Raw genomic sequence first — 6,386 nt, 5'->3', positions numbered from 1 at the left:
ATACTGGTCTAGTGGCGATAGCGAAAAGGTCACACCCGTTCCCATACCGAACACGGAAGTTAAGCTTTTCAGCGCCGATGGTAGTTGAGGGTTTCCCTCTGTGAGAGTAGGACGTCGCTAGGCTGTATTACAGATTTAATTATTATTGTCGCGGGGTGGAGCAGTCTGGTAGCTCGTCGGGCTCATAACCCGAAGGTCGCAGGTTCAAATCCTGTCCCCGCAATCAATTGTTCTTCAAGGAAACTTGAAGATACCCTGGTCCCGTGGTGTAGCGGTTAACATGCCTGCCTGTCACGCAGGAGATCGCCGGTTCGATCCCGGTCGGGACCGCCATTTTCATATTTTAGTAGAACCAAACGAACCAAAATGGATTCGTTTTTTTGTTTTTTATAGAGACTTTTTAATAAAAGACGATATTTATGGCTAAAATGGAATGAAAACAGTGTAGAACACGGTTGTGAACACTCTAATATCGATAAAAATGAATGTTATTGTGTATTTACTTGTGATTCTCGAGATATATTTGCTATTTTAAAAATTTACTTGCGATTCTCGAGATATATTTGCGATTTTAAAAATTTATTTGCGATTCCCAAGTTATATTTGCGATTCTAAAAATTTACTTGCGATTCTCAAGAGATATTTGCGATTCTAAAAATTTACTTGCGATTCTCAAGAGATATTTGCGATTCTAAAAATTTACTTGCGATTCTCAAGAGATATTTGCGATTCTAAAAATTTACTTGCGATCCCAAGATTATATTTGCGATTCACAATATATATTTGCGATTACAAACCAACGATCTTTGCGCAAACTCAACTAACTCAATCGCACACCAAAAAACTACATACCATTCCAACCTTTTTTGCTCATTTTTTTAAAATCATGTACACTTATAAGAGACTAGCCTTAGGATCCTGTCCTAAGGCTTTTTTATAAAAGAATTGGGTGATTAATTCAATGAACGAATACATAGTTAGAACAAACAGTACGGAAGAGACTTTACAATTTTCAAAGGAACTTGCACAAAAGCTTCAACCGGGAGATGTGATTACATTAGAGGGTGATCTTGGTGCAGGTAAGACGACTTTTACAAAAGGGCTCGCAGTGGGACTTGATATTAACAAAAACGTAAGTAGTCCGACTTTTACTATTATAAAAGAATATAACGGAAGACTTCCGCTTTATCATATGGATGTGTACCGTTTAGAGGATTCCTATGAAGACTTGGGCTTTGATGAATATTTTGAAGGTCAGGGAGTAACGGTTGTGGAGTGGGCTCATCTTATTGAAGAGCAACTACCAAACGAGCTTCTACAAATAAAAATTACTCATGGAGAAGAGAATTCTCGGATTTTAACGATAACACCAAAAGGAAAACGATATGAAATGCTTTGTAAGGAGCTATTTGCCTAATGAAAGTACTAGCAATAGATACATCAAATTATCCACTAGGTATTGCCTTAATAGATGACCAGCAAGTGATTGGGGAGTACATAACGAATATTAAAAAGAATCATTCGGTCCGTGTGATGCCAGCGATTGAAAACCTATGCAGGGAATGTGACGTGAAGCCAGCAGACCTAGAGAAAATTGTCGTCGCAGAAGGTCCTGGCTCTTATACGGGTGTTCGTATAGGAGTAACGATTGCGAAAACATTAGCGTGGACGTTACAAATTCCTCTTGTTGGGGTTTCGAGCATAGAAGTGTTAGCTGCATCAGCTGCACGGTACTTCCCAGGCTATGTGGCTCCATTATTTGACGCTAGAAGAGGACAAGTCTATACCGGCCTGTATCGCTCCCAAAATGGTTCACTCGAAACAGTTATAAAGGACCAATTGGTATTAGCGACAGATTGGGCAGAGCGCTTAAAGGAGCTTTCTGATCCTGTTTTGTTTGTTGGCAATGATCTATCGATTCACAAGGAAGTTCTAGCAAATATGATGGGAGATCAAGCAAGATTTGCTCACTACACAGAAAATAATCCACGTCCTGGAGAGCTAGCTCAATTAGGGATCAATCGTGAACCAGTTGATGTACACACCTTTGTACCAAATTATATTCGATTAGCTGAAGCTGAAGCGAAATGGCTAGAAGGGAAGAAAGAAAATGATGCAAAATGAAGAGACTCACTCATTAACTGATTCCTTAGTGTTTCGATATTTGAAGGAAGAAGATATTGATCAAATCTTAAAAATTGAGGAACTTTCATTTGCAACCCCTTGGACTAGGCAATCATTTGAAAATGAGTTAAATCTAAATCAATTCGCTGTCTATCTTGTTTTAGAAAAGGAAGGTCAAGTTATAGGTTATTGTGGAATGTGGCTGATTGTTGATGAGGCACATATTACCAACATAGCGGTCTTACCTGAATTTCGTGGGCAAAAGCTAGGAGAAGCGATCCTTCGTATGATTATGGAGGTTGCAAAGAAGAGGGGTGCAAAAACGATGACACTTGAGGTACGTGTTTCGAACACAGTCGCACAATCTTTGTACCGTAAGCTCGGTTTTATGAACGGTGGAATACGCAAGAACTATTATACTGATAATTATGAGGATGCATTAGTCATGTGGGTGACATTATGAGTGGAAAAAATCAATATATATTAGGAATTGAAACAAGCTGTGATGAAACAGCTGTTGCCATTGTAAAAGATGGACACGAAATTGTAGCAAATATCGTTGCTTCACAAATTGAAAGCCATAAGCGATTCGGCGGAGTGGTTCCTGAGATTGCTTCTCGACATCATGTGGAGCAAATCACGATTGTAATAGAAGAAGCAATGAGAGTGGCTGAATTACAGTTTTCAGATATTGATGCGATTGCTGTAACGGAGGGACCAGGGCTTGTGGGTGCCTTATTAATAGGGGTAAACGCAGCCAAGGCACTAAGCTTTGCTCACGGTATTCCTCTTGTAGGAATCCACCATATCGCTGGTCATATTTATGCGAATCGGTTGATAAAGGAAATGGATTTTCCACTATTATCATTAGTTGTTTCTGGTGGACATACAGAGCTTGTTTATATGAAGGCTCATGGCCACTTTGAGGTGATTGGAGAAACGAGAGACGATGCTGCGGGCGAAGCGTACGATAAAGTGGCTAGGACGTTAAAAATGCCATATCCAGGCGGACCACATATTGACCGATTAGCAGCTGTTGGTTCACCTATTATTGATTTACCGAGAGCTTGGTTAGAGGAAGGGTCATATGATTTTAGCTTTAGTGGATTAAAATCAGCAGTTATCAACACCGTCCACAATGCAGAGCAAAGAGGGGAAGTCATTGCACCTGAAGATCTTGCAGCAAGTTTTCAACAAAGTGTTATCGACGTGTTGGTAACTAAGACAGTACGTGCGGCCAAACAGTATTCAGTGAAGCAAGTGTTACTAGCAGGAGGAGTAGCTGCTAATAAAGGACTGCGTAGCGCACTGGAGAGAGAGTTCGCTGCTATTGAAGGTGTAGAATTAATTATTCCTCCACTCTCTTTATGCACAGATAACGCTGCCATGATTGCTGCTGCTGGAAGTGTCATGTATGAAAAAGGACAAAGAAGTGACTATTCCTTAAATGCAAATCCCGGATTAGACCTATCTATCCACAACACATAACTTTAGGAAAAAGTCCCTATCACGTGATAGGGGCTATTTTTTGTGTATAAACACTGTTTCGACAAGTTTCACTGTGTATAATGTGGATAAAATAAACTAAAATTGTGGATAATGTGGAAAACCCTGTGGAAAGCACATATAAAAACAATTTACTTGTGAACAAAATTGTGGAAAAGAAAAAACCGGGATAGATTCATTCTCCCGGTTCTTTCTGCTTATTCAGCAAGTTCACTCCATTCTTCTAGTAACTCATCTAATTGGAGTTTTGCTGTTTCATTTTCTTCATTAATTTTGAGCACTCTTTCGTGGTCTTGAAAAATTTCTGGATCACAAAGCAGTGTATTATTCTTTTCAATCGTTTCTTCGAGCTGTTCAATCAATCCTTCTATTTCTTCGATGCGTCGCTTTCGTTGACGCTCTAATTTCTTGGCTTCCTTATCGATTTGATACGTATTTTTTTCTGGAGAAGCTACCGCGGTAGCTGCAGCCTTTTCTGCTTGTTCTATGGCTTTCAACTCTTCTTGTTCAAGCTTCTTTTCCACGTAATAATCATAGTCCCCAAGGTACTCAACAGCCGCGGTTTTACTTAGCTCAATCACCTTCGTTGCAATGCGATTAATGAAGTATCGATCATGAGAAACAAATAAAATAGTTCCTGGATAATCCACTAGCGCGTTTTCTAATATTTCCTTACTGTCCAAGTCCAAATGGTTGGTAGGCTCATCTAGTATAAGGAGATTGGCCTTTTGCATCATAAGTTTAGCTAGTGCTAGACGTGCCTTTTCCCCACCGCTAAGAGTGGATACCGTTTTTAACACATCGTCGCCGGTAAACAAGAAATTCCCTAGTACAGTCCGGATTTCCTTTTCACTTTTCAGAGGATATTCGTCCCAAAGCTCATTTAAAACTCGCTTGTTTGAAGTAAGAGCCGCCTGTTCCTGGTCATAATAGCCAATGCTAACGTTGGAACCATAGTGAACTTGTCCCTCTAAGGGTTGTAACGTTCCTTGGATGGTTTTAAGTAAGGTTGACTTTCCAATCCCATTCGGTCCAACTAAGGCAACGGAATCGCCTCTAGTAATTCTGAGGGAAAGTCCCTCAGCTATCCGTTCATCATGATAGCCAACGGATAAGGAATGAACATTTAACACCTCATTGCCACTTTGCTTTTCAATATCAAAACCGAAGGAGGCGGACTTCTCATCTCCAAGAGGTTTGTCCATAACTTGCATTCTCTCAAGCTTCTTCCTTCTACTTTGAGCCCGCTTGGTGGTCGATGCACGAGCAAGATTCTTTTGAATAAAGTCCTGGAGCTTGGCTATTTCATCTTGCTGTTTTTCGTATTGCTTTAGATCACGCTCGTAGTTTTCGGCTTTTTGTTCAAGATAAGAACTGTAGTTTCCTGAGAATTTGCTGATTTGATTCCTAGAGATTTCGTACACTTGATTGACCACTTTATCTAAAAAGTAGCGATCGTGGGATACAATCAAGATGGCACCCGTGTAGCCAGTCAGATATTGCTCTAACCAAGACAAAGTATCAATATCTAGATGGTTGGTAGGTTCATCTAATATAAGAATATCAGGTTTAGTTAATAACAACTTCGCAAGAGCTAATCGAGTTTTCTGGCCACCACTCAAGCTATCAATTTTTGTAGAGTAATCAAATGAGTGGAAATTTAATCCATGTAGGACAGAACGTATATCAGACTCGTACTGATACCCCCCATTCTCCTTAAATTCATTTTGGAGATGGTCATATTCTTTTATTGTCCGCTCGTACAAAGTAGCATCTTCAAATACGGTAGGATCAGCCATCTTTTCCTCGAGCTTACGAAGCTCTTTCTCTTGATTCATGACTTGTTCAAAAACGGTAAGCATTTCTTCCCAAATGGATAATCCGGAAACAAGACCTGTGTTCTGAGCCAAATACCCGATCGTTACATGTTTGGGCTTGATTAAATCACCTGATTCATAGGAAAGGTGACCGGCAATAATCTTGAGTAAAGTAGATTTCCCGGCCCCATTTCGGCCTACTAAGGCAATACGGTCTCTTGTTTGAACTTCTAGTTTTATATTCGATAAAATAAGGTCAGCTCCATAAGACTTGGAAAGCTGGTTCACTTGTAGTAGTATCATTGATTTCACCTCTATACTTCTACGGTTAGTGTATCGCATTCAATACGGATGAGCAATGATATGAGTTGTGAACTATGTTACAATGTTTTCACACAGAACGAGGAAAATAGTGTATGATTTTGAAAGAGGTGTATAATTGATGTCAGAGTTCACTCATTTTAATAAAGAAGGCAGAGCGAAAATGGTAGATGTGAGTGATAAGCCCGAAACGGTACGGACGGCCATTGCCCATTCTAGTATCACAGTCAATCAAGAGATATATGATCGTATCACACATAACCAAATGAAAAAAGGTGATGTGCTAGCAGTCGCACAGGTTGCTGCCGTTATGGCTTGTAAAAAAACATGGGATATTATTCCAATGTGTCATCCTATTCCACTTACTGGTGTCGATATTTCTTTTGATTGGGAATCAGATAACAATTGCCATACTCTACATATATCTGCTAGTGTAAAGACAAAAGGGAATACAGGAGTAGAAATGGAAGCGTTAACAGCCGCTTCTGTTTGTGCGCTTACTGTTTATGATATGTGTAAAGCAGTAGATAAAGGAATGGTTATCGGGAAAACATACCTTGTTGAAAAAACTGGTGGAAAAAACGGTGACTTTAAAAGAGAAGAGAAACTATATTAGTT

6 protein-coding genes, 2 tRNA genes and 1 rRNA gene are annotated in these 6,386 nt (G+C 39.7%); 8 read left to right on the top strand and 1 reads right to left on the bottom strand.

The features are described from left to right. Positions 1 to 7 precede the first annotated feature (7 nt). From rrf to tsaD, 7 genes are all read left to right on the top strand, one after another. Positions 8 to 123 (top strand): 5S ribosomal RNA (rrf, locus tag ACGLXV_RS11085). A gap of 26 nt (positions 124 to 149) precedes the next feature. Continuing rightward, a tRNA-Met gene (locus ACGLXV_RS11080) sits at positions 150 to 223 on the top strand. 34 nt (positions 224 to 257) lie between these two features. Beyond that, positions 258 to 333: transfer RNA gene (locus ACGLXV_RS11075), tRNA-Asp, on the top strand. Positions 334 to 961: 628 nt separating this feature from the next. Beyond that, positions 962 to 1,417 (top strand): tRNA (adenosine(37)-N6)-threonylcarbamoyltransferase complex ATPase subunit type 1 TsaE, encoded by a 456-nt coding sequence (tsaE, locus tag ACGLXV_RS11070; protein WP_119706373.1) that lies wholly within the window; start codon positions 962 to 964, stop codon positions 1,415 to 1,417. After that, positions 1,417 to 2,124, top strand: coding sequence for a tRNA (adenosine(37)-N6)-threonylcarbamoyltransferase complex dimerization subunit type 1 TsaB (gene tsaB, locus ACGLXV_RS11065; protein ID WP_391558631.1), 708 nt, complete (start codon positions 1,417 to 1,419; stop codon positions 2,122 to 2,124). Before tsaE ends, tsaB begins: the two co-directional genes overlap by 1 nt. After that, a complete protein-coding gene (rimI, locus tag ACGLXV_RS11060) occupies positions 2,111 to 2,587 on the top strand; it encodes a ribosomal protein S18-alanine N-acetyltransferase (RefSeq protein ID WP_240390653.1) in 477 nt (158 codons plus the stop codon). The genes tsaB and rimI overlap by 14 nt, the downstream gene beginning before the upstream one ends. Next, positions 2,584 to 3,612, top strand: a complete 1,029-nt coding sequence (tsaD, locus tag ACGLXV_RS11055; protein ID WP_391558630.1) for a tRNA (adenosine(37)-N6)-threonylcarbamoyltransferase complex transferase subunit TsaD — start codon at positions 2,584 to 2,586, stop codon at positions 3,610 to 3,612. The genes rimI and tsaD overlap by 4 nt, the downstream gene beginning before the upstream one ends. Positions 3,613 to 3,827: 215 nt before the next feature. On the opposite strand, the gene ACGLXV_RS11050 is transcribed toward tsaD, so the two are convergent. Then, positions 3,828 to 5,750 carry an ABC-F family ATP-binding cassette domain-containing protein gene (locus ACGLXV_RS11050; protein WP_391558629.1) on the bottom strand — a complete coding sequence of 641 codons (1,923 nt, stop codon included), beginning with the start codon at positions 5,748 to 5,750 and terminating at the stop codon, positions 3,828 to 3,830. A gap of 139 nt (positions 5,751 to 5,889) precedes the next feature. Here ACGLXV_RS11050 and moaC point away from each other — a divergent pair, with 139 nt between their 5' ends. Further along, positions 5,890 to 6,384: a cyclic pyranopterin monophosphate synthase MoaC gene (moaC, locus tag ACGLXV_RS11045; protein WP_119706377.1), complete on the top strand. Its 495-nt coding sequence runs from the start codon at positions 5,890 to 5,892 to the stop codon at positions 6,382 to 6,384. Positions 6,385 to 6,386 lie beyond the last annotated feature (2 nt).

This window comes from Robertmurraya sp., from assembly GCF_036676585.1.
In the GTDB taxonomy this organism is placed as follows: domain Bacteria; phylum Bacillota; class Bacilli; order Bacillales; family Cytobacillaceae; genus Robertmurraya_A.
Note: the sequence above shows the minus strand (reverse complement) of the source record. Positions and strands in the feature narration are given on the sequence as shown.